Below are 22051 nucleotides of genomic sequence, written 5' to 3' on the forward strand. Positions count from 1 at the left end.
TGGATGCATCATGAACAGACCCGCTCGCCGTGATGGCACACCGGACAGGAACCGCAGGAACGACAAGCCGCAACGCCGGCAGGCCCCGCGTCAGGGGCCGAAGCAGGGGCACACGCCCCGGCTGTCGAACGCGAAACCCGCACGCACCCAGAACGTCCCGATCGTCGACCCGGATGACCGCGCACCGTCGAACCCGGGTGGTGAGGGGGAGAAGATCCGGCTGCAGAAGGTGCTCGCGCAGGCCGGCGTGGCGTCGCGCCGCGTCGCCGAGGAGATGATCGCCGACGGCCGCGTGGAGGTCGACGGGATGATCGTCACCGAACAGGGCATGCGCGTGGACCCGTCGGTGGCGGTGGTCCGGGTGGACGGCGTCCGCGTGGTGGTGAACGAGAGCCTGGTGCATCTCGCGCTGAACAAGCCGCGGGGCTGGCAGTCGACGATGAGCGACGACATGGGACGCCCGTGCGTCGGAGACATCGTGGCCGAGCGGGTGGCGGCCGGGCAGCGGCTGTTCCACGTCGGCCGGCTCGACGCCGACACCGAGGGGCTGCTGCTGGTCACCAACGACGGTGACCTCGCGCACCGGCTCATGCACCCGTCGTACGAGGTGCCCAAGACGTACATCGCTTCCGTGCTCGGCGAGGTGCCGCGGCGCCTGGGCAACACGCTCCGGCAGGGCGTCGAACTGGAGGACGGCCCCGTGAAGGTGGACCGGTTCTCCGTGCTCGAGGCCGGCGACGGGAAGTCGACGCTGCGGGTCGTGCTGCACGAGGGCCGCAAGCACATCGTGCGCCGGCTCCTGGCCGAGGTCGGATTCCCGGTGCAGCGACTGGTGCGCACCCACGTCGGGAGCGTGGCGCTGGGCGATCAGCGGCCCGGGACGCTGCGGGTGCTGGGCCGCGACGAGGTGCACTCCCTGTACAAGGCGGTGGGGTTGTGACGTTGATCGTTGCCATGGACGGACCGTCGGGGACGGGCAAGTCGACGGTGGCCCGGCGGCTCGCCGAGAACCTCGGCGCCCGCTACCTGGACACCGGTGCGATGTACCGGGCCGCGACGGTGTGGGTGCTCGACCACGACGTGGATCTCACGGATCCCGCCGCGATCGCCGATAGCACCGACGGGCTGCCGCTCGCGATGGGCTGCGACCCCCTCGGCGAACAGGTGGAGCTGGACGGGGTCTCCGTGACCCGACGCATCCGCGAGGACGACGTGACCGCGGCGGTGTCGGCCGTGTCCGCGGTGCCGGAGCTGCGCGAGCAGCTCGTCGACTACCAGCGCGCGATCGCCGAGGACGACGCATCGCCGATCGTGGTGGAGGGCCGCGACATCGGGACCGTCGTGTTCCCGGACGCGCCGGTGAAGGTGTACCTGACGGCGTCGGCCGAGGCCCGGGCCCAGCGCCGGCACGCGCAGAACACCGAGCTGGGCCTGCCCAGCGAGTACGACGAGGTGCTGGCGTCCGTCCAGCGCCGCGACGGGCTCGACTCGACGCGGAAGGTGTCGCCGCTGCGACCCGCCGAGGACGCGATCGAGCTGGACTCGTCGGAGATGACGTTGGAGGAGACCGTCGCCGCGGTGGCCGAGGTGGCCGACCGTGCGCTGCAGGTCTCCCGGAGCGGAGAGGTGACGCCATGAGCGACAACGATTTCGAGTTCGCCGGCGCGGGCACCGAGGACGGCGTCTGGGAGGACGAGGGTGATTTCGCCGACTACGAGGGCGATTTCGCGGACCTCGAGGCCGAGGCCGCGCAGGAGGCCATGCGGCTGCCGACGGTCGCCATCGTCGGGCGGCCCAACGTGGGCAAGTCGACCCTGGTGAATCGCATCCTCGGCCGGCGGGAGGCCGTGGTCGAGGACGTCCCCGGCGTCACCCGCGACCGGATCAGCTACGAGGCCAATTGGTCCGGGCGCCGGTTCCTGGTGCAGGACACCGGTGGCTGGGAGCCCGACGCCAAGGGCATGCAGCAAGCCGTCGCCGCGCAGGCCGAGGTCGCGATGCGCACCGCGGACGCGATCGTCGTGGTGGTGGACGCCACCGTGGGAGCCACCGCGACCGACGAGGCCGTCGCCCGTGTGCTGCGCCGCTCGAAGGCCCCCGTCATCCTCGTGGCCAACAAGGTCGACGACGAGCGCACCGAGGCGGAGGCCGCGGTGCTGTGGTCGATGGGCCTGGGAGAGCCGCACACCGTCTCCGCCGCGCACGGCCGCGGTACGGGCGACCTGCTCGACGTGATCCTGGAGAAGCTGCCCGAGACGCCGCGCGAGGGCACCGGCGGCACCGGGCCGCGCCGCATCGCGCTGATCGGCAAGCCGAACGTGGGCAAGAGCTCGCTGCTCAACAAGCTCACCGGCGAGGACCGCTCGGTGGTGGACAACGTGGCGGGCACCACCGTCGATCCGGTGGACTCGCTCGTGGAGCTCGGCGGCAGGACGTGGAAGTTCATCGACACCGCCGGCCTGCGCAAGAAGGTGAACCAGGCCAGCGGTCACGAGTTCTACGCGTCGCTGCGCACCAAGGGAGCGATCGAGGCCGCCGAGGTGGCGATCGTGCTGATCGACGCGTCGCAGCCGATCACCGAGCAGGACCTGCGGGTGCTGTCCATGGTGATCGAATCGGGCCGCGCGCTGGTGATCGCCTACAACAAGTGGGACCTCGTGGACGAGGACCGCCGGTACCTGCTGGAGAAGGAGATCGACCGGGAGCTGGTGCAGATCCCGTGGGCGCTGCGGGTGAACATCTCCGCGCAGACCGGCCGCGCCCTGCAGAAGCTGGTGCCCGCGATCGAGACGTCGCTGGAGTCGTGGGACAAGCGCGTTCCCACCGGCCGGCTCAACAACTGGCTGCGCGACGTCATGGCCGCGACCCCGCCGCCCCTGCGCGGCGGCAAGCTGCCGCGGGTGTTGTTCGCGACCCAGGCGGCCACCCGGCCGCCGACGTTCGTGCTGTTCACCACGGGGTTCCTGGAGGCCGGGTACCGCCGGTTCCTGGAGCGCCGCCTGCGTGAGGAGTTCGGATTCGACGGTTCGCCGGTCCGGGTGAACGTGCGGGTCCGCGAGAAGCGCGCGCGGAAGTAGTGCGGTGAGCGCTCCGGCCGAGGGGCTGGTCGGTTCGACGGTGCCCCGCCGCCAGGTGGTGGCGTGGTGTACGTGGGACTGGGGGAGTGCCGCCTTCCAGGCGGTGATGACGACCTTCGTCTTCACCGTGTACCTCACCGGCGCGGTGGGGGAGGACATCGAGGGGCCGCCGACCGCGACCAGCTGGCTGTCCTGGGCGATGGCCGCGTCCGGCGTGCTGGTGGCGGTGCTGGCGCCCGTCTTGGGCGGGCGCTCCGACGCCGCGGGGCGCCGCAGGTTCTCGCTCGCCGTGTGGAGCGCGGTGGTGGCCGCGTGCACGGCGGGCTGCTTCTTCGTGCGGGACGAATCTCAGTACCTGTGGCTGGGGCTGCTTCTCCTGGCCCTGGGGACCGTCGCCTTCGAATTGGCGAACGTGCCGTACTACGCGATGCTGCGGCAGGTCTCGACGCCCGCCACGATCGGCCGGGTCAGCGGGATCGGCTGGGCCTGCGGCTACTTCGGCGGCATCTTCCTGCTGCTGTTGTGCAATTACGGGTTCATCGCCGGCGACGGGCCCACCCGCGGGTTCCTCGACGTGCCCACCGAGGGCGGGCTGAACATCCGGCTCGTGGCGCTGCTCGCGGCCGTGTGGTTCGGGCTCGCCGCGCTGCCCGTCCTGTTCCTCGTGCCCGAGCTGCCCCCGGATCCGACGGCGGCGCCGCGTCGCGGCGTCGCCGGCGCGTACCGGGACCTGTTCGCGACGGTCCGGGAGCTGTGGCAGGAGGACCGGAACGTGGTGTGGTTCCTGGTGTCCTCGGCGGTGTTCCGGGACGGCCTGGCCGCGACGTTCACGTTCGGGGCGGTGCTCGCACACTCGGTGTACGGGATGAGCGAGTCCACGGTGCTGATCTTCGGTGTGGCGGCGAACGTCGTGGCCGCGCTCGGCGCCGTGGTGGCCGGCCGGTTCGACGACCGCTTCGGCCCCAGACCCGTGATCGTGACCTGCCTGGTGGGCATGCTGATCGCGGGGACGATCCTGTTGTTCGTCCGCGGCGAGGCGATGTTCTGGGTCTTCGGGTTGATGCTCACGGTGTTCGTGGGGCCCGCCCAGGCGTCGGCGCGCAGCATGCTGGCGCGGATGTCGGTGCCCGGCCGCGAGGGACAGATGTTCGGCCTGTACCAGACCACCGGGCGCGCCGCATCGTTCCTGGGGCCGCTCATGTTCGGCACCTTCATCCTGGCCTTCGGCACCGACCGCGCCGGGATCGGCGGGATCATCGTGGTGCTCGGGCTCGGCCTCGTCCTGCTGCTGCGCGTCCGCCCGCCGCGCGATCGCGCGCTCGCCTGAATTCCGGGCCGCTGTACCGCTGGGACTGGTGACGTCGATCGCGCGAGCGGCGATCAGGGAGTCGACGGTGATGGGGCGGCGGGGCGGGCCTCGGTGGCCGTGCCGGGCTTCGCGGCGGCGGCGCGGTTCGGCGGCACATCGGCACCCTGCGGGAGGGCCGCGCCGATGGCGGGGTAATCGACGGACAGGCGAAGGTTGAGCACCGGGCCGTTCGGGGTGTTCGGCATGGCGCGCCGCACGTTGTCGAGCAGCTGCGACAACTGCACGCCCACGCCGCGGGCGCTGCCGTCCGGGAACGCCCCGAGGATCGGCTTCAGCAGGCTCACGCCCACCGGGGTCAGGGTCTTCAGGCTCGCGAGCGCCTCGGGGGTGAGGATCGCCTGCAGGCCCGCGAGCAGGCCGGTGCTCTCGTCGTTGATGCCGTGCTGCATCTCGATCGTCTTCTTCGAATCCCCGTTGTGCAGCGGCGGGAAGTAGGCCGCGCTGCCGACCGCCGGGATCATCTGCGCGACGGAGGAATCGGCCGCGTCGAGCGTCCGGGCGATGATGGGGAACGTCTTCGCGGTGGAGACGCGCTGCGTGTCCTTCACGGCCTGCGTCACGCTACCGAGCGTGGTCAGCAGCGGCAGCATCGCCTTCGACGACGCGTCCACGTTCATCAGGATCCGGCTCATGTGCGGACGCAGCGCGTCGTCGTTGACGTCGCCGATGGTGGCGATCATGTTCGCCACCGTGCTGTCCGCGATGGGCTTCGAGGGGCTGAGCTCGGCACCGTCGACCAGCGAGCCGCCCCCGTCGTGCGGGGTGAGGATGACCTCGGAGACGCCGAACAGGTTCCCGGCCGCGAAATCGGCCTGCACGTTGTTCGTGAGCGAACGCCCCTGCGGGCCGTCGAGGGTGAGGCGCACGCCCTGCACCCCGTGCGCGAGGCGGCTCAGTCCGGTCACCGTGCCCACCTTGATGCCCTGGATGCGCACCGCCGAACCCTCGGTCACGCCCGCGGCGACGGACGGCGTGCGGAGCGTGAGGGAGAACTCGTCACGCGGGCGGTAGGTGTTGTAGCCCCACACCGCCACGGCGATCAGCGCGACCACGACCACCAAGGCGACACCTCGACGGCGCAGCTGAGCCGGCGTCGGGTTGAAACCGGGAACGGGGGCGAGGTCCACGAATAGACAAATTATCCGCAGGTGTCTGAAATCTATGCAGTGAGAGCCGCTTTTGTGTCCACTGTCACCGGCGGCGAATCATTGTGACCGCGAACACGATACGCGGAGAATGCGCCCGTCACGAGGGTCGCGAACGTGAAGAGGACGTAGCCGTTGCCCAGGATCTGCTGCCACCACGACCAGGCCAGTTCCCGGTCCTCCTCGTGCGGTGGCCACCACTGCGGACCGAGGTAGAACAGCGCCGCGCCGAACGCCAGCGCGGCCACGAATCCGCGGCCGCGGCGCCCGTCCGCCACCGCGACCGCGCCGATCGCGATGGCCGGTGCCGCCCACACCCAGTGGTGGGTCCACGAGACCGGGGACACCAGGAGCACGGCCGCCGCGTTCACCACCACCGCCGCGCAGACGCGATCGTCGGCCAGCAGCCGTCGCATCCACATCGCGGCCAGGGCGACGGCCACGAGCGACAGCACGATCCAGACGGCCGTGCCGGCGCTCTCACCGAGCCCCAGGCGATACGCGAGGCCCTTGAGCGACTGGTTGCCCGCGTAGCTCGGCGTCCCGATCCGCCCGGTCTCCGCGAGCGTGCGGAACCAGTACTGGTACGAGTCCTCGGGCATCACGACCCACGCGACGGCCACGGAACCGGCGGTCGAGGCGGCCGCGGTGGCGAGGCCGCGCCAATCCCGGCGCAGCAGGAAGAACAACAGGAACCCCGCCGGCGTCAGCTTGATCGAGACCGCGATCCCGATCAGCAGGCCCCGGGGCCAGCGGGGGTGGCGCACCAGGGTGTCGACGGCGACGGCAGCCATTAGCAGCGCGTTGACCTGGCCGAAGTCGAGCGTCTCCCGCACCGGCTCCAGGAACTGCGCCGCCGCGACGCCCGCCACGACCAGGGTTAACCGGGTTCCGCGGTCCGTCGCGGGGCGAAGCCGCGCCAGCACCAGCCACAGCGTGAGCCCGACGGCGGCCAGCGTCAGGGAGAACATGGTGGCGTCGGCGGCCCACTTCGGTATCATCGCGAGCGGCGCGAACACGATCGCCGCCAGCGGGGGATAGGTGAACGGCAGGTGGATGTCGCCGACCGGCGGCATGGCGCCGTAGAGGCGGCCGCCGTCGAGCCATTGCCGCGCCCCGACGCGGTAGACGCCCAGATCGAGGAAGTCGTGCCAGATGCTCAGCGCGAAGCCGAGGTAGGTCGCCGCCGCCAGCAGCGCCACCGCTGCCACGATCCGACGACGGGACGACGACGGGGGCGGTGGCAGCGGGCTCGGCACTGCAAAAGATTAGCTCAGTCGATCTGACCGATCGGTTGACGCTTCTCGGCCTGGAACGCGTCCTCGGCCCGGCCACGGGCCCAGTACCCCGAGATGGAGATGCGATCGCGGGGCACCTCCAGCGCCTTGAGCACCTTCCTGATGGCCTTGATCGATTCGCGCTCGCCGTGCGCGAAGACGTGGGCGCCCGCCCGGTCCTCGGGCCAGCCCGCCGCCTCGACGGAACGGGCGAGGAACCCGGCGTCGGCGGTGTCGGGGTTCACGAGCCACCGCACGTCCACGCCCGACGGTGCCGTGAGGTCGAGCCGGTCGCCCTCGCTCTCCACCTCGAGGAGCGCGACGCCGCGCGCGTCCGCGGGCAGCGACTCCAGCGCCGCGGCGATCGCGGGCACGGCGGAGAGGTCGCCCGCGAACAAGTGCCAGCGTGCCTCGGCGTCGGGGGAGTACGCCCCGCCGGGGCCCATCAGGGTGATGCGGTCGCCGGGCTGTGCGCGCTGTGCCCACGGCCCCGCCAGGCCTTCGTCGCCGTGCACCACGAAATCGATCGCGATGCGCTGTGACGCGCGGTCGAATTCCCGCACGGTATAGGTCCGGGTGGCGTCGCCGAAGCGCAGTTTCACATAGCTGTCGGTACTCGGCAGTGCCGGCAGCGAGGGATCGCCGAACCCGGCGAGCGACTCTCCCTCGGCGGTCACGCGCACCAGATGCGTTCCCACGCGCCGGGTTTCGACGACGGTGACGTCGTACTCCGGGCGGGGGCGACGGGCGGGTGCGGGGGTCTCGGTCACGATGGATCACTCCTGAAATTCGGTTACAGAACAATCGTACAGATCCCTGATTAGGGTTGCCTAAATCGCAGTTCTGCACCGGTCTCCCTCAAACCGGGCCGGAAGTCCCAGCCGGGTTTAGCATCCCTTCATGACTGCAAGCACACGGAGTGGAAAAGACCTCCGCAAAAAGGTTCCTCGGTCCTCGCATGCGGAGTTCTCGGCCGACGGCCGCGACGTCGTGGAGATCATCCGGGAGCAGAACGCCTCGCGGATCCAGGAACTCGTCCCCGTGCGCATGTCCCGGATGCTGCACTCGCCCTTCTCGTTCTACCGCGGCGGCGCGGCGTTCATGGCGCACGATCTGGCCACCGCGAGCCCGAACATCGGTGCGCACGTCATGAGTTGCGGCGACGCCCACATCGCGAACTTCGGGTTCTTCGCCTCTCCGGAGCGCCGGCAGCTGTTCGACGTCAACGACTTCGACGAGGCCGGATTCGCGCCGTGGGAGTGGGACGTCAAGCGGATGGCCACGTCCGTGGTGATCGCCGCGCGGGACAACGGCTACACCGATGAGCAGGGGCAGGACGCGGCCGCCGCCGCGGTCGCCGGCTACCGGCAGACCCTCCGCGACCTCATGGACCGGAGCGCCATCGAGCGCTACTACCTGTCCGTCGACATCGATGCCCTCACCGCCGCCGCGTCCGACGACCAGCCACTGCAGGCGCTCATCGAGAAGACCGCCAAGCAGGCCCGCAAGCGCACCTCGGCCCGCGTGGTGGAGAAGATCACCGCCACCAGCGCCGACGGTGAGCTGACCATCGTGCCCGACCCGCCCACCCTGATCCCCGCGAGGCCCGAGCTGATCCGCGACTTCGAGGGCGCCTTCGAGTTGTACATCGCCTCGCTCCGGGCCGACGCAGCAGCGCTGATGTCCCAGTTCACCGTTCTCGATTGGGCGCTGCGCGTCGTCGGCGTCGGTAGCGTGGGCACCCGCTGCTTCATCGTGCTGCTCGGCCGTGACGACGGCGACGGCGGCACCGAGACCCTGTTCCTCCAGGTCAAGGAGGCGTCGGAGTCGGTGCTCGCCACGCACGGGAACCTCGGCCCGTCGCTCCTGCCGCCCCGCTCTCCGTCGACCGGCGTCCAGGCCTGGCGCGTCGTCGCCGGGCAGCAGACCATGCAGGCCCAGTCGGACCCCTTCCTCGGCTACGTGCCCACGTCGCACGGCAAGGATTTCTACTGGCGTCAGTTCCGGGACATGAAGGGCTCGGTGGCCACCGAGATGCTCACGCTGGACCAGTTCCAGCGGTACGGCGTCGCCTGTGCCGCGGTACTCGCGCGGGCGCACTCGCAGTCACCGCTCGCGGACGTCGCCGCCTCGTACATGGGCAAGGGATCGGGGTTCGACGAGGCGGTCTCGGCGTTCGCGGTCGCCTACGCCGATCAGAACGAGAAGGATTTCGCCGCAGCACATGCCGCGGTCAAGCGTGGCACGCTGCCGTGCGCCGAGGACGGGGTCTAGAAGTCTTAGCGGGACCTTGACGGCCACGGCCTTCCCCCGCGACCGGACGGCGGCGTAGACCGGTAGGCGTGACTCTGACGGAGATACTTCCCTCACTCGCCCGCGCGGGCGTCGCCCGCTCCTTCGACACCGCGATCTGGCCGGAGGGCACGGTCATGGATGGGGACGAGGTCCTGATAGCGGGCATCCCGGCCGGGACGCTCGTCGGTCGCGCACCGTCGGGCCGTCCCGTGGTCGTCACCCGGGTCGCCCGGCTGGTGCGCTCGGGTCCCGTGGTGCTGTGCGACGTGGACGGGCCGATCCCGGCGCACTGCACCCTGCGCGACGTGGCCTGGCCCGGGGCGCGCCTGGCGGGCGCCCGGATGCGGCAGCTGCTGGTGCGCGGGGCCGACGGTGCGCGGCTGGCCGCCCGCGTCGAGGTGCCCGCCGACGTACCGCTCGACGCGATCGTCGCGCTGGCGCTCGGCACCCATCACGCACGCCTCGAGCAGCGGACCCGCGCCGCGTCCTGACGCCCCGATTAAGCTGCCCCTCGTGGACAACTTCCGCGATGTGGCGGGCCGGGACGGATATCCGGCGGACGGTGGACGGATGCGGCAGGGGGTGCTGTTCCGCTCCAACGCGCTCGACGCCGAGTCGATCGACGCGGACAGACTCACGGCCCTGGGGCTCGCGGGGATCTACGACCTGCGGATGACCGCGGAGGTCACCCCGAAGCCCGACGTGATCCCCGACGGCGCGCTGTATCGGCGGTTCAACGTGATCGGCGACGAACTGGAGCTCGGCGCGCTCGATCCCAAGGCGCTCAAGGACGCCGCCGGAGCGCGCGACCTGCTCATCGACGTCTATCGGATGTTCGTGACCGAGGAGAACGCCCGGGCGCAGTTCGGTGGCCTGGTGCGGGTGATCGCCGCCGGCGACGGGCCGCACGTGTTCCACTGCAGCGCGGGCAAGGACCGCACCGGCTGGGCCGCGGCCGTGGTCCAGCGCCTGGTCGGGGTCTCCGCCGAGGACGTCCTCGCCGACTACCTCCTCACCAACGAGTACTCGGCCGGGACCATCGCCAGGATCGCGGCCGGCGCGGCGAAGGAGCGCGGCCCCGAGATCGGGGAGGCCGCGCGCGTACTGGCCGGGGTCTTCCCCGAGGCCCTGCAGGCCGCGTTCGACGAGGCCGACACCCGCTACGGGGGATTCGAGGGCTACGTCCGGAACGGACTGGGCCTCGACGCGGCGACCGTCGACACGCTCAGGAGCAGGCTGATCGCGTAGCGGAAATCCGCTCGCGGCCGGGTGCGGCGCGGTGCTAGCGTTGCCACCGATCGTGATCGACCAGCAGGAGGTGAGCACCGTGAACGCAGTATCCGTACCGGGTGCTCCCGAGCAGGCCACGATCCTGCGGCCGAGGTAGTCGCATCGGGGAGCGCCGCGCAGCGCAATCCTCGAAAGGCCGTCTCCATGAACATCTCTCCCTTCTCCACCCCCGTGCACGACGACGGGGACCACTCCCACGAGCTCGCCGTGGTGCTCGCCGGCGCGGGATCGGCCGGCAACGCCTGGCAGATCGGCCTGGTGGCGGGTCTCGCGGACGCCGGGATCGACCTCACCCGCGCCGGCCTGTTCGTCGGCACCTCCGCCGGTTCGACCGTGGCCGCCCAGATCACCAGCGGCGTACCGTCGGGCGACATGTGCGCGGCGATCCTCGCCGAACGGCACCCGACACCCACCGGCGACCGCCCGTCGCCGACGACAGCGACCCGCGACTACCTGGACTGGTCGAACCGGCTCATCGCCGATTCGGCCGACCCCGTGGACATGCGGCGCAGGATCGGTGCCGCGGCGCTCGACCCGGGCACCTCCGGCGGCGTGCACCGTGCCCGCTGGCGCGAGGTGGCCGCGTCCCGGCTGCCTCGTCACGAGTGGCCCGCGCAGCGTGTCCTCATCGCCGCAGTCGACGCGGAAAGCGGTGCGCCGGTGGCCTTCTCCCGCCACAGCGGTGTCGACCTGGTGGACGCGGTCGCGGCCAGTACGAGCCACGGATTCGGCCCCTTGCCGCCGTACCGGATCGGCGAGCGGCACTATCTCAGCGGCGGGTACCGGCGGAACGAGAACGCCGATCTCGCGCGCGGGTACGGCCGGGTCGTGGTGTTGGCACCGTTCGGCGGCCGCACGCGCACCCCGTCGTCGTGGGGGATGGACCTGGCCGCGCAGATCGGGGAGCTCCGTGCCGGCGGAAGTCGCGTGGAGACCGTGGTGCCGGCCGCGGCGGCGGGCGACGTGTTCGGCGTGAACGCGATGGACCCCTCCGTGCGTCCCGGCGCGGCCCGCGGCGGCTACGAGCAGGGGAGGGGGCTCGCCGATCAGTTGGCAGGGGTCTGGGACGGGCTCGGCTAACGCGCCGCGGGGCCGCGTGTCGCGAACCGGCCGCCGGCCTGCGTGAACCCGGCGCGGTCGACCGAGCATTCGATGCCACCGTCGCGGATCGCGGTGCAGGAGGCGCCGTTCACGGAGATCCGGGCCCCCTCGGGCAGCGGGCGGCCGTGGACGCGCCCGCCGCGGCGCTCGATGTAGCGCCAGCCGCGCTCGGTGACCTCGATCGCGTTCGGGCGGACGCCGCGCTTGTTCACCGTGATGCGAGTCCCCGCCGGCGGGGACACGTCGCAGCGCACCGTGGTCGGGTTGTCGGAGATGCGGCACTGCCGGTCGGCGGCGTCGTAGCGGTACTGGAACGCGTAGTCGCCGCCCTCGGCCCGGTACCGGTCGGCGTCCACGGCGGGATCCGCCTCCGCGGGGTTCGCGGCGAGCACACAACCCACTGCCACCGCGATCACCACCAGTGCACGCTTCATGCGCGCAACTGTAGCGCGGGATCGCACTGCGCCGCGCGTCTTATTACGCGAGAGGTGTGCTTGCAAACCGCGCGAACACGGTGCTCACGGGTGTTTACTCGACTCGTGAGCGGCGTGGTGGAAGTGACTGTGCGGGCGCACTGGATCAACGGGTGGTTCCTCGAGTCGCTCGCCCGCCCGGCGGTCGAGATCGACGGGGTGGAGCACCCCGCCGTCTGGGGCGCGCCCTGCCGGGTCGAAGTCGAGTCGGGCGCGCGCAGAGTCGCCGCAGGCGCGCGTTACCGCGGCACGTCGACGCGATTGCTGGGGCGCGCCCCGAGGCTCGTCGCCGTCGGCGACGGGGAGACGGTGCGGCTGCACGCCCGGAACGGCCTCCTCAACTCGGACCCGTTCAAGCTCGCTCCCGAACGCACGCCGAAGAACCCCTGAAACGCCGAAAACCACCTGGTACCAGGTGGTTTTCGAGTGTCGGGCTGACAGGATTTGAACCTGCGACCACCTGACCCCCAGTCAGGTGCGCTACCAAGCTGCGCCACAGCCCGCTTGCGCCGCTCGCGCGGTGCTGTACGAGACTACCCCACCCGATCCGGCGCGGAGAAATCGCCTGCTGGGCCCGTCGTGTCGACCCATCCGTGCCTGTCGGTGTCGACGGTGCGCGGCCCGAGCGCCGGAATCTTCGCGGTGCACGGCGGGTTGTGCGGAGGGTGAGTGTGAAGGACGTCGAGAGGCCCGGGCGAGCGCTGTGGGTGTTCGCGCATCCGCACGGATCGTCGCTCAACGCGATGCTGAGGGACGAGGGGGTCGCCGCACTCCGGTCGGACGGGTGGACCGTCGACGTGAACGACCTGTACGCGGAGGGCTTCGACCCGATCCTCGTCGACGAGGGCGGGTCGGATGTGCGGGCGCAGCAGGCGCGGCTGTGCGCCGCCGACCTACTGGTGCTGCAGTTCCCGCTCTGGTGGTACTCGATGCCGGCCATGCTCAAGGGGTGGATCGACCGCGTCTTCGAGCGCGGATTCGCCTACGACGTCCCGGATCCCGGCACGGGACGCTTCCTCAAGTACGGCGACGGGGGACTGGCCGGACGCCGTGCGTTGGCCGTGGTCACCGCCGGCGACCGCCCCGATTCGATCTCGCCCCGCGGGATCAGCGGCGACGTCGAGGACATCTTCTGGCCGCTCCTGCACGGCACCTTCTGGTACACGGGGATGGCGGCGCTCGCCCCGCACCTCATCACCCACGTGCACGGCATCGACGACGCGCGGGCACGCGAGCTCGCCGACCGCCTGGCGCAACGACTGCGCACCGTCGGGTCTGACGAACCGATTCCCTACCTACCGATGACCGACGAGTACTACGACCACTCCATCGCGTTGCATCCGCACATCGCCGAGGGAGCGACCGGCGGGCGGGCGCACCGCCGGGCATGATGGGCCCATGACACTCAACGACAAGGTGACCTCCGCGGGCGCGTGGGCGCTCGAGAACGGCCATCGTCTCCTGCTCGCCGTCTCCGGCGGTCGATTCCCGCAGCGGGTCCTGGGCATGCAGACCCTCGAACTGCACACCACCGGCCGCAAATCCGGTCAGCGACGCTCGACGATGCTCACCGCGCCCCTCTACTCCGCGGACCGCGTCGTGGTGGTCGCGTCGAAGGGCGGCCACTCCGACAATCCCGACTGGTACAAGAACCTGGTCGCGAACCCCGCGGTGGAGATCACCGTGGACGGCGCGACCGCGCCCTACACGGCGCGGACCGCCACGGCCGAGGAGAAGACGCAGCTGTGGCCGCAGATCCTCCAGGCCTACAAGGGTTACGACGGCTACCAGCAGCGCACCGAGCGCGACATTCCCGTCGTGATCTGCACGCCGGCCTGACCTCGCCGGAGAACCGAGACGGCCGGACCCGAGAAAGCGGGTCCGGCCGTACGTGTTCCGGGCACGAAGACCCGATGGGGACGATTCCGGAGGTCAGCTCCCCGAACCCGAGAGCTTGTCCTTCACCGAGTTCACGCCGTCCTGGATGTTGCCCTTGAGCTTCTCGGCCGCCTCCGACACCGCGTCCTTGGCCTTGCCGAACTCCGCCTCGAGCTTGGCCTCAGCCGCCTGGGCCTGCGCCTGGAAGTTCGCCTTCGCGTCATCGGCACTGGTGTTCGCGTCTTCAGACATACGGTTCCGCCTCTTCCTCACGTACCTCCGTGGGTCGGTCCCACTGCCAGTACGGTAGACCCGCTCGCACTGGGGCGCTTGCTATTGCAGAATCAGTCGGGGCCCTTCATGAGTTCTTCACACAACCCCGCGAAAGCCGCATCGTCGTCGGCGCCACCGGAGTGCGGGAGGCCGAACCAGTCGACGTACTCGGCGATCTCCGACAGCCGCCATTCGAGCCTGAACAGTTCCACCGCCCACGGCCGTGCTCCACGCTGTTCGCGCAGGTGGGAAGGGATGTCGAGCAGGTCCCGTTCGGGCGGGGCGCAGCGCAGGGACTCCCAGTCCACGAACACCTGCCCGCTCGCGACGATCAACTGATTCGCGTGGTGCGGCTCCCCGTGGGTGGGCACCCAGTGCCCCGATTCCGCGGCCCGCTCGGCGAGCTCCCGATGCCGCTCCGCCCAGGTTGCGATCTCACTGAGCCGTGCCCGCAGCGCCTTCCGCGCAGGCTCGCCGTACGGCCCGGACGTCCACGGGACCCGGGTGGCCTCCTCGACCAGTTCCGCGAGACCGGCGGGGGCGCGCGGCACCCAGCCGGGGAGCTCCGCAGGCGGTTCGGCGGCGTGCAGGGCCTCGAGCAGTTCGACGGTGCGCCGCGCCCCGGCGAGCGCCTCCGCGGCCGTCGGGGTCCGCCCGTCGAGCCACGGCGTCACGCTGAGGCCGCCGCCGCCCATCGGGACCAGCCGCGCACCGTCGGACGTGGGGAGTGGCGACACGACGCCCGGCACTCCCGACTCGTGCAGCCGGGCGGCGGCCGCATACGCCGAGGCGGTCTCGCCCAGGGGGCGCAGGGCGGTGTCCGAGTCGACGGTCGCGAACCCCCACGGCGTGCCGTCGCGATCGATCCGCCAGTGGTGGGCGCCGAAGCCGACCGGCAGGTGGGTGGCCGCGTCGGCGCCGGGTTCCCAGTGTCGCCGCACCGCGGCGAGGACCTCGTCGGACGTCGGGTTCGTCGGCGGGGTGAGCATGTCCCCGATGCTGGCAAAGCCGGCGGTTCCCGCGCGACCGAATTTTCCGTCTCCGACGATATTGAGCATCGTGAACCCTGGTGTTAATGTGCGACGATGATGAAGTTCCGTGCACTCGCCGCCGTTCCCGTCGCGCTCGCACTGCCCTTCGCGGGATGCGCGCAGAGCACGACGGGGGAGCCCGTCGCCGCGGCGACCCCCACGGGGTCGTCCTCGGCGCCGGCGTCGTCCGCCCCCACGAACGGAGCGTGCGCGGCCGTGGCGGGACGGATCCTCGATCTACCGGCCAAGAAGGCCGGCGAACCCAGGATCGGCCTGCCGCAGCCCGCCGGTTGGGACCGCCAGACCTCGCAGGACAACGATCTGATTCGTGCGGCGATCGTCAACAAGGCACTCGCAGCAGATCAGTTCGCGCCCAACGCCGTGGTGACCCTGGAGGACGCCACCGGCGCGACGCCGCAGCAGCTGCTCGACGCGCAGATCGAGGGGCTCAAGACCACCGTGCGGGTCGAGGGCATGACCGCGCCGGTGCCGGGCACGCTGTGCGGCTTCCGCACGACGTCCGTCAGCTACTCCATGCCCGCCGTGAAGGCCGGCCAGCACCGCGCCACCGTGGTGGCCGTGGCCGTCCCGTCCGGCTCGAAGCTCTGGGGTGTCACGCTGACGGTGCAGACCACCGACCCGAACAACGCCACCTACAAGCGGGATTCGGAGACGATTCTCACGGGCCTGCGGATCACGCCCTGACGGTCACGGCCGGAAGCCGGGGTCACGCCCGATGAAGCCGACGAGTGACGTGACCGGGTCCGCATCCTCCGGTACCGGCACCGGCGTGCCGAACTGGCCCGATTCCTGCAGCATCGGCCCCATCGCCTCCAGGCCGCTGACCAGCTCGCTCGCGAACGCCGGATCCAGCGCCGGGTCGATCCCGCCGGACCGGGCCAGATCCCACGTGTGCATGAACACGTCCGCCGTGTAGAACTGGTCGACCATCTCGTCCAGCGGCTTGTCCCCGAACATCGACGTGGCGATCACCCGATGCGCGTCCGGCGCGTCCAGAAGCGCCTGCACCGCGGCCGTGAGCTGCGCGAACGCCTCCGCCGGGGCCGCGGCGTCGGCCGGAGCACCGTCGAGCCGCACGCCGTTGGACTGCAGGAACCCGGGCAGCCATTCGACGAGGTGCGCCACCACGTCCCGCGCCTTCCACTCGGGCACGGGGGTCTGGGCGTCCCAGTCGGTGATCGCGCCGGCGACCTCCGCGAACGTGGCGGCCGCCGCGCGGTGGCGGTCGGCGGGATTCAGGCCGGTCAGATCAGTCATGGCGTCACTGTGGCACGCGGCACTGACAGATGCGTGCAATAGCCTCGGATTCATGACCGAGTACCTCAGCATCGACACCCCCGCCGGCTCTTTCGACGCGATCGCCGCCGGACCCGAGGACGGCCGCCCGGTGCTGTTGCTGCACGGATTCCCCGAGGCCGCGATCGCCTGGCGGTATCAGGTCGCGGTACTGGGGGAGAGGGGATTCCGGGCCGTCGCACCCGATCAGCGCGGGTACTCGCCGGGGGTGCGTCCGGAGCGGCCCGCGGACTACGCGATCGGCGACCTGGTGGGCGACGTGCTCGCGATCGCGGACGCGTTGGGATGGAACACCTTCGACCTCGCCGGTCACGACTGGGGCGGCACCGTCGCCTGGTGGACCGCCGTCGAGCACCCCGAACGGTTGCGCTCCCTGACGGTGGTCGCGACACCGCACCCCGCCGCCCTCGGTGAGGCGCTGCGCACCGACGAGGAGCAGCAGGCGATGTCGCGGTACCTCACCGAGTGGCGGCAGACCCCGGCCACCGAGAACGCCATGCTCAAGGACGGCGCCCGCGCGCTGCGCGGGCTGTACGGCGGCGCAGTGCCCCGCGACGTGGTCGACGAGTACGTCCAGCGGTTCCAGGAGCCGGGCGCCCTGACCGCGGCCCTGAACTGGTACCGCTCCGGCCGCCCGCCCGCGGCCGCCGGCACCGTCGAGACCCCTGTCCTCTACCTGTGGCCCACCGACGACGTGGCCCTGGGGTCCGTCGCCGCGTTCGGGACCGAACGGCACTGCACCGGCCGGTACCGGTTCGAGATGCTCGAGGACGTCACGCACTGGGCCGTCGAACAGGCGCCCGAGACCGTGGCGGGCCTGCTCCTGGAGCACCTCGCCGCGACCCGGTGACGCCCCGAGGTCGGTATCCAGAGCGTCGAACACTGTGCCCCGCAGTGGAATTCGGCGTGACGACGGCGTCTCGCGGCCGCCGGTCGCCGAACCCGCCCGGAATCGTTGTGCGTGTTCGCCCCGCAAACATCGTCTTCTGTGTATCTAATGGAGGGCATGTTGCAGAGGCGAAAGACATCTACCACCGTCCGGGTCTTCTCCGCGCTCACCGTCGTGGGCCTGGCCGCAGCGGGGTGCGGTACGTCCGGCGACACGGCGTCCCCGTCGTCGTCCGGCGCCGCGTCGAGTACGGCGCCGACCGCGCTCTCGAGCACCGCGCGCCCTGCACCCGCCGGCGCCGCCGACAACCCGGAGGCGACGACGAAGGCCAAGGCGCTCGCCGACGCCGTCACGCTCGACGGGGCGATCAAGCACCTGGAGACGCTGCAGGACATCGCCAACCGCAACGGCGGCAACCGCGGCCTCGGGTCGCCCGGCTACCAGCAGAGCCTCGAATACGCGGAGAAGACGCTCACCGACGCCGGCTACGAGGTGAAGCGTCAGGAGTTCACCCAGGCCAGCTGGTCGTCGTCCAAGGTCGAACTGCAGTCCGCCGGTGCGCCGGTCGCCGCGACCGCGCTCCAGTACTCCGGCGCCACCCCGGGCCCGCTCACCGCCAAGACCGTGGTGACGAACGCGGTCGGCTGCGCTCCGCAGGAGTTCGACAAGGTCACGCCCGGGTCCATCGCCGTGGTCAAACGCGGCTCGTGCACGTTCGGCGAGAAGTACAAGGCCGCCGCCGCCAAGGGCGCCGCGGCACTCATCGTCGTCAACAACCAGCCGGGCGACTGGAAGGGCGGCACCCTCGGCCTCGACGACGGCGCGTCGATCCCCGTCGTGGGCGTGGCGCAGGACGCCCCGATCCCCGACGGCCAGGACGTCACCCTCACCGTGGACGCCAAGACCGAGAAGGCCAAGACCTGGAACCTGCTCGCGGAGACCAAGAAGGGCGACGACGGGAACGTGCAGATGGTCGGCGCGCACCTCGACGGCGTCGCCGAGGGGCCGGGCATCAACGACAACGGGACCGGATCGGCGGCGGTGCTCGAGACCGCGACCAAGCTCGGCGCGGACGCCGACGTCAAGAACAAGGTGCGGTTCGCGCTCTGGGGCGCCGAGGAGGAGGGCCTGGTCGGCTCCACCCACTACGTCTCGTCGCTCTCCGGTGAGGACTCCGCGAAGATCAAGCGCTACCTGAACTTCGACATGCTGGGCTCGCCGAACGGCGGGTTCTTCACCTTCGACGGTGACGGCTCGTCGAAGCTCGAGGGCGGCGCCGGCCCCGACGGCTCGGGCGTCATCGAGCAGGTCTTCCGGAACTACTTCGCGGACCGGAAGATCCCCGTCGAGGCGTCGGCCTTCGACGGCCGCTCCGACTACGGCCCGTTCAAGGAGGTCGGCATCGCCGCGGGCGGCATGGACACCGGCGCGGACGGGACGAAGACGCCGGAGCAGGTGCAGCAGTGGGGCGGAAAGGCGGGCGACACCTACGACCCGAACTACCACAGCCCCCGCGACGACATCGCCAACGTCAACCGCGACATGTACCGCACGTCCATCGGCGCGGTGGCGTGGTCCACGGCCTACTTCGGCGCACTCTGACGCCCCGGTACGCTCGATAGCGCATTCGTCGAGCGGGAGGTCACGTGGGCAGGTTCAGCAACAAGATGTGGAAGGTGCTCGGTGCGCAGAGCACGCGGAACCAGTCGCGTTCCGTCGCGCAGATCGAGCAGTCCGCCGCATTCGACGAGTGGGCGCAGGGGCTCTCCGATGCGGAGTTCCCCGATGCCGCGCTGGCGCTGGACGTCTACAAGCCCAAGTCCGAGGACCGGGCCAAGTTCATCGCGATCGCCCGCGAGGCAGCGGGGCGCGCGCTCGGCCTGCGGCCCTTCGACGTCCAGCTGCAGGGCGCGGACCGCCTGCTCGAGGGCGACGTGGTCGAGATGGCGACCGGCGAGGGCAAGACCCTCGCCGGTGCCGTCGCCGCCGCCGGCATGGCGCTCTCCGGGCGCAGCGTCCACGTGATCTCCCCGAACGACTACCTCGCCCGTCGTGACGCCGAGTGGATGAAGCCCTTCTTCGACCTGCTCGACGTCACCGTCGGATACGTCACTGAGGCCTCCACCCGCGAGGAGCGGCGAGACGCCTACGCGCGCGACGTGGTGTACGGCTCGGTCAACGAGATCGGCTTCGACGTTCTGCGCGATCAGCTGGCCACCCGCGCCGAGGATCTGATCTCCCCGAAGCCGGACGTCGCGATCGTCGACGAGGCGGACTCCGTGCTCGTCGACGAGGCGCTGATCCCGCTGGTGCTCGCCGGCTCCGTCCGCGGCGACGTGCCGCAGGCCGCGATCATGGAGGTCGTGGCCCGCCTCCGGCAGGGCAAGCACTACGAGATCGACGCCGACGGCAAGTCGGCGTTCCTCACCGACGACGGCGCCAAGCTGGTCGAGGAGGAGCTCGGCGGCATCGATCTCTACTCCGACGCCCACATCGGGACCACGCTGCCGCAGGTGAACATCGCGCTGCACGCGTACTCCCTCGTCGAGCGCGACATCCACTACATCGTGCGCGACGGCACCGTGAAGCTGATCAACTCCTCCCGCGGCCGCGTCGCCGAACTGCAGCGCTGGCCCGACGGGCTGCAGGCGGCCGTCGAGGCGAAGGAGGGCCTGGCGCAGACGGATTCGGGCGAGGTGATCGACACCATCACCGTGCAGGCGCTGCTGCAGCGGTACGCCCTCGTGTGCGGCATGACCGGCACTGCCATCGCCGCCGGCGAGCAGCTGCGCCAGTTCTACGACCTCGGCGTCTCGCAGATCCCGCCGAACACGCCCAACATCCGCGTGGACCAGCCCATGCGCGTCTACGACAACAAGGGCAACAAGGTGGCGGGCATCGTCGAGTACGTCCGCGAGGTGCACGAGACGGGGCAGCCCGTGCTCATCGGCACGCACGACGTGGCGGAGTCCGAGGAGCTCGCGCACATGCTCAAGATCTCGGGTGTCGTCGCCACGGTGCTCAACGCCAAGAACGACGCCGACGAGGCCCGCATCATCGCCGAGGCCGGCACCAAGGGCGCCGTCACCGTCTCGACCCAGATGGCGGGCCGCGGCACGGACATCAAGCTGGGCGGCAGCGCCGCCGGCGACGACAGCCCCGAGCACGACGAGGTTGCCGAGCTCGGCGGCCTCGCCGTGGTCGGCACCGGCCTGCACGACACCGAACGCCTCGACCAGCAGCTCAAGGGCCGCGCGGGCCGCCAGGGCGATCCGGGCACGTCGGTGATCTTCGCCTCGGTCGAGGACCCGATCGTCGAGCGGCACCTGCCGCTCAAGACGCCGCCCCGCGGTGCCGACGTGGACACGGGCGAGTTCTCCGGCACCAAGGCCGCGGACATGCTGGACTCTGCGCAGCGCGTCGCCGAGGGCGCGATGCTCGAGACGCACGCCAACACGTGGCGCTACAACCAGCTCGTGAACCAGCAGCGCGACCTGATCATGGGCCGGCGGCACGCGCTGCTCACCACGGACAAGCCTCTGGTCGAGTTCGGCGACCTGGAGTCCGAGCGCTTGGAGGAGCGGCGTGCGGCGGGCATCTCCGACGAGGTGCTGGAACAGGCCGCACGCGAGGCCTTCCTCTACCACCTGGACCGGGTGTGGGCGGAGCACCTGGCCTTTGTCTCCGAGGTGCAGACCACCATCCACCTGCGCGCGCTGGGGCGGCAGTCGCCGCTCGACGAGTTCCACCGGCTGGTGGTCGAGGAGTTCCGCAAGCTCCCCGAGGAGGCCGTGCGCCGCACGCGGGAGACGCTGCAGGAGGCCGAGATCACCGAGAACGGCATCGACCTCGACGGCGCCGATCTCGGGCGGAACACGCTGACCTGGACGTACATGGTCCACGACAACCCGTTCGCCACCAAGGGCATGGCGAACATGTTCGGGCTGATCTGAGTGACGTGAGCGCGCAGAGCCGATCGCTGACGGACGGGGCCCTCAACGTCCCCAACGCGCTGAGCGTGCTGCGGCTCCTCGGCATCCCGCTGTTCCTGTGGCTGCTGCTCGTCGAGCGCAACGACGCGTGGGCGCTGGTGGTGCTCATGGTGTCCGGCTTCACCGACTGGCTCGACGGCAAACTGGCCCGCGTCCTCGACCAGCAGACCCGGCTGGGGGAGTTGCTCGACCCCGCCGCCGACCGGCTCTACATGATCATCGTGCCGATCGCGCTCGGCGTGCGTGAAATCGTTCCGTGGTGGGTGATCGGGCTCCTGCTCGGTCGCGAGGCGGTGCTCGCGTGCACGGTCCCGCTGCTGCGCAGCCGCGGGATCACGGCGCTGCCGACCCTGTACCTCGGAAAAGCGGCGACGATGGCACTGATGTACGCACTGCCGATGCTGCTCGCCGGCACGCTCGACAACGCTCTCGGTGCCGTGATGCACCCGCTGGGCTGGGCTTTCCTCATCTGGGGGCTCGGCATGTACTGGTGGACACTGGTGCTGTACTGGTGGCAGACGGTGCTGGTGGTACGCGATCTGCCGAAGGTCCGGCGCCCTTCCGGATAGGGTCGGACAACGCGGGGGCATGTTTGCTCAATACCCGTGCCGCCCACTAAGTTGAACGTGCCGCGCACCCGCGCA

At 70.9% G+C, this 22051-nt stretch carries 23 protein-coding genes and 1 tRNA gene; 16 read left to right on the top strand and 8 right to left on the bottom strand.

Annotated elements, in window-relative coordinates; translation table 11 throughout:
* The first annotated feature begins 10 nt into the window (after positions 1–10).
* From BN39_RS12410 to BN39_RS12425, 4 genes are read left to right on the top strand one after another with little or no spacing between them, the layout of a single operon-like run.
* Positions 11–940: a pseudouridine synthase gene (locus tag BN39_RS12410; protein ID WP_019202729.1), complete on the top strand. Its 930-nt coding sequence runs from the start codon at positions 11–13 to the stop codon at positions 938–940.
* Positions 941–945: 5 nt separating this feature from the next.
* A complete protein-coding gene (gene cmk, locus BN39_RS12415; protein WP_192814874.1) occupies positions 946–1638 on the top strand; it encodes a (d)CMP kinase in 693 nt (230 codons plus the stop codon).
* Complete coding sequence (der, locus tag BN39_RS12420; protein WP_019202731.1) at positions 1635–3077, top strand: ribosome biogenesis GTPase Der; 1443 nt, start codon at positions 1635–1637, stop codon at positions 3075–3077. Before cmk ends, der begins: the two co-directional genes overlap by 4 nt.
* Positions 3078–3081: 4 nt before the next feature.
* The gene (locus BN39_RS12425) at positions 3082–4404 is read left to right on the top strand and encodes an MFS transporter (RefSeq protein ID WP_019202732.1); all 1323 of its coding nucleotides are present in this window, start codon (positions 3082–3084) and stop codon (positions 4402–4404) included.
* 53 nt (positions 4405–4457) lie between these two features.
* Here BN39_RS12425 and BN39_RS12430 read toward each other — a convergent pair whose 3' ends face one another.
* Genes BN39_RS12430 through BN39_RS12440 form a run of 3 tightly spaced genes read right to left on the bottom strand, consistent with a single transcriptional unit; the run spans position 4458 to position 7638 of the window.
* Entirely contained in the window at positions 4458–5573 is a 1116-nt protein-coding gene (locus tag BN39_RS12430; RefSeq protein WP_081586083.1) for an MlaD family protein, read from the bottom strand.
* 32 nt (positions 5574–5605) lie between these two features.
* Positions 5606–6850 carry a glycosyltransferase 87 family protein gene (locus BN39_RS12435; RefSeq protein ID WP_237741689.1) on the bottom strand — a complete coding sequence of 415 codons (1245 nt, stop codon included), beginning with the start codon at positions 6848–6850 and terminating at the stop codon, positions 5606–5608.
* A 14-nt stretch (positions 6851–6864) separates the two neighbouring features.
* Positions 6865–7638 (bottom strand): siderophore-interacting protein, encoded by a 774-nt coding sequence (locus BN39_RS12440; protein WP_019202735.1) that lies wholly within the window; start codon positions 7636–7638, stop codon positions 6865–6867.
* Positions 7639–7768: 130 nt separating this feature from the next.
* Here BN39_RS12440 and BN39_RS12445 point away from each other — a divergent pair, with 130 nt between their 5' ends.
* From BN39_RS12445 to BN39_RS12460, 4 genes are all read left to right on the top strand, one after another.
* The gene (locus BN39_RS12445) at positions 7769–9142 is read left to right on the top strand and encodes a DUF2252 domain-containing protein (protein WP_040767899.1); all 1374 of its coding nucleotides are present in this window, start codon (positions 7769–7771) and stop codon (positions 9140–9142) included.
* Between the two features lie 68 nt (positions 9143–9210).
* A complete protein-coding gene (locus BN39_RS23245; RefSeq protein ID WP_019202737.1) occupies positions 9211–9654 on the top strand; it encodes a hypothetical protein in 444 nt (147 codons plus the stop codon).
* A gap of 22 nt (positions 9655–9676) precedes the next feature.
* Entirely contained in the window at positions 9677–10411 is a 735-nt protein-coding gene (locus BN39_RS12455; protein WP_019202738.1) for a tyrosine-protein phosphatase, read from the top strand.
* A gap of 186 nt (positions 10412–10597) precedes the next feature.
* Entirely contained in the window at positions 10598–11533 is a 936-nt protein-coding gene (locus BN39_RS12460) for a patatin-like phospholipase family protein (protein WP_019202739.1), read from the top strand.
* Here the strand turns inward: BN39_RS12460 and BN39_RS12465 are convergent.
* Positions 11530–11988 (bottom strand): hypothetical protein, encoded by a 459-nt coding sequence (locus BN39_RS12465; protein ID WP_019202740.1) that lies wholly within the window; start codon positions 11986–11988, stop codon positions 11530–11532. The two genes, BN39_RS12460 and BN39_RS12465, sit on opposite strands and share 4 nt — an antisense overlap.
* Before the next feature lie 105 nt (positions 11989–12093).
* Between BN39_RS12465 and BN39_RS12470 the strand changes: the two genes are divergently transcribed.
* Complete coding sequence (locus BN39_RS12470; RefSeq protein ID WP_051159016.1) at positions 12094–12417, top strand: hypothetical protein; 324 nt, start codon at positions 12094–12096, stop codon at positions 12415–12417.
* 39 nt (positions 12418–12456) lie between these two features.
* Here the strand turns inward: BN39_RS12470 and BN39_RS12475 are convergent.
* Positions 12457–12530 (bottom strand) — tRNA-Pro (locus BN39_RS12475).
* Between the two features lie 168 nt (positions 12531–12698).
* On the opposite strand from BN39_RS12475, the gene BN39_RS12480 reads away from it, so the two are divergent.
* Both BN39_RS12480 and BN39_RS12485 read left to right on the top strand, forming a co-directional pair.
* Positions 12699–13418: an NAD(P)H-dependent oxidoreductase gene (locus tag BN39_RS12480; RefSeq protein WP_019202742.1), complete on the top strand. Its 720-nt coding sequence runs from the start codon at positions 12699–12701 to the stop codon at positions 13416–13418.
* Between the two features lie 7 nt (positions 13419–13425).
* Entirely contained in the window at positions 13426–13866 is a 441-nt protein-coding gene (locus tag BN39_RS12485) for a nitroreductase/quinone reductase family protein (RefSeq protein WP_019202743.1), read from the top strand.
* A gap of 93 nt (positions 13867–13959) precedes the next feature.
* Here the strand turns inward: BN39_RS12485 and BN39_RS12490 are convergent, their stop codons facing one another.
* Both BN39_RS12490 and BN39_RS12495 read right to left on the bottom strand, forming a co-directional pair.
* Entirely contained in the window at positions 13960–14157 is a 198-nt protein-coding gene (locus BN39_RS12490; RefSeq protein WP_019202744.1) for a hypothetical protein, read from the bottom strand.
* A gap of 92 nt (positions 14158–14249) precedes the next feature.
* The gene (locus BN39_RS12495; RefSeq protein WP_019202745.1) at positions 14250–15167 is read right to left on the bottom strand and encodes a phosphotransferase; all 918 of its coding nucleotides are present in this window, start codon (positions 15165–15167) and stop codon (positions 14250–14252) included.
* Positions 15168–15263: 96 nt separating this feature from the next.
* Between BN39_RS12495 and BN39_RS12500 the strand changes: the two genes are divergently transcribed.
* Positions 15264–15914 carry an LpqN/LpqT family lipoprotein gene (locus tag BN39_RS12500; protein ID WP_081586085.1) on the top strand — a complete coding sequence of 217 codons (651 nt, stop codon included), beginning with the start codon at positions 15264–15266 and terminating at the stop codon, positions 15912–15914.
* A gap of 3 nt (positions 15915–15917) precedes the next feature.
* Here BN39_RS12500 and BN39_RS12505 read toward each other — a convergent pair whose 3' ends face one another.
* Positions 15918–16487 (bottom strand): maleylpyruvate isomerase family mycothiol-dependent enzyme, encoded by a 570-nt coding sequence (locus BN39_RS12505; protein ID WP_019202747.1) that lies wholly within the window; start codon positions 16485–16487, stop codon positions 15918–15920.
* 52 nt (positions 16488–16539) lie between these two features.
* Here BN39_RS12505 and BN39_RS12510 point away from each other — a divergent pair, with 52 nt between their 5' ends.
* The 4 genes from BN39_RS12510 to BN39_RS12525 all read left to right on the top strand — a co-directional run bounded on the left by BN39_RS12510 (position 16540) and on the right by BN39_RS12525 (position 21976).
* On the top strand, positions 16540–17376 hold the full coding sequence (locus tag BN39_RS12510) for an alpha/beta fold hydrolase (RefSeq protein ID WP_019202748.1): 837 nt from the start codon (positions 16540–16542) through the stop codon (positions 17374–17376).
* Positions 17377–17532: 156 nt separating this feature from the next.
* Positions 17533–19017, top strand: coding sequence for a M28 family peptidase (locus tag BN39_RS12515; protein WP_081586155.1), 1485 nt, complete (start codon positions 17533–17535; stop codon positions 19015–19017).
* A gap of 44 nt (positions 19018–19061) precedes the next feature.
* Positions 19062–21368, top strand: a complete 2307-nt coding sequence (secA2, locus tag BN39_RS12520) for an accessory Sec system translocase SecA2 (protein ID WP_019202750.1) — start codon at positions 19062–19064, stop codon at positions 21366–21368.
* The gene (locus tag BN39_RS12525) at positions 21365–21976 is read left to right on the top strand and encodes a CDP-alcohol phosphatidyltransferase family protein (RefSeq protein ID WP_040768226.1); all 612 of its coding nucleotides are present in this window, start codon (positions 21365–21367) and stop codon (positions 21974–21976) included. Before secA2 ends, BN39_RS12525 begins: the two co-directional genes overlap by 4 nt.
* Positions 21977–22051: the final 75 nt, after the last annotated feature.

Source organism: Tsukamurella sp. 1534 (assembly GCF_000312385.1).
Lineage (GTDB): Bacteria > Actinomycetota > Actinomycetes > Mycobacteriales > Mycobacteriaceae > Tsukamurella.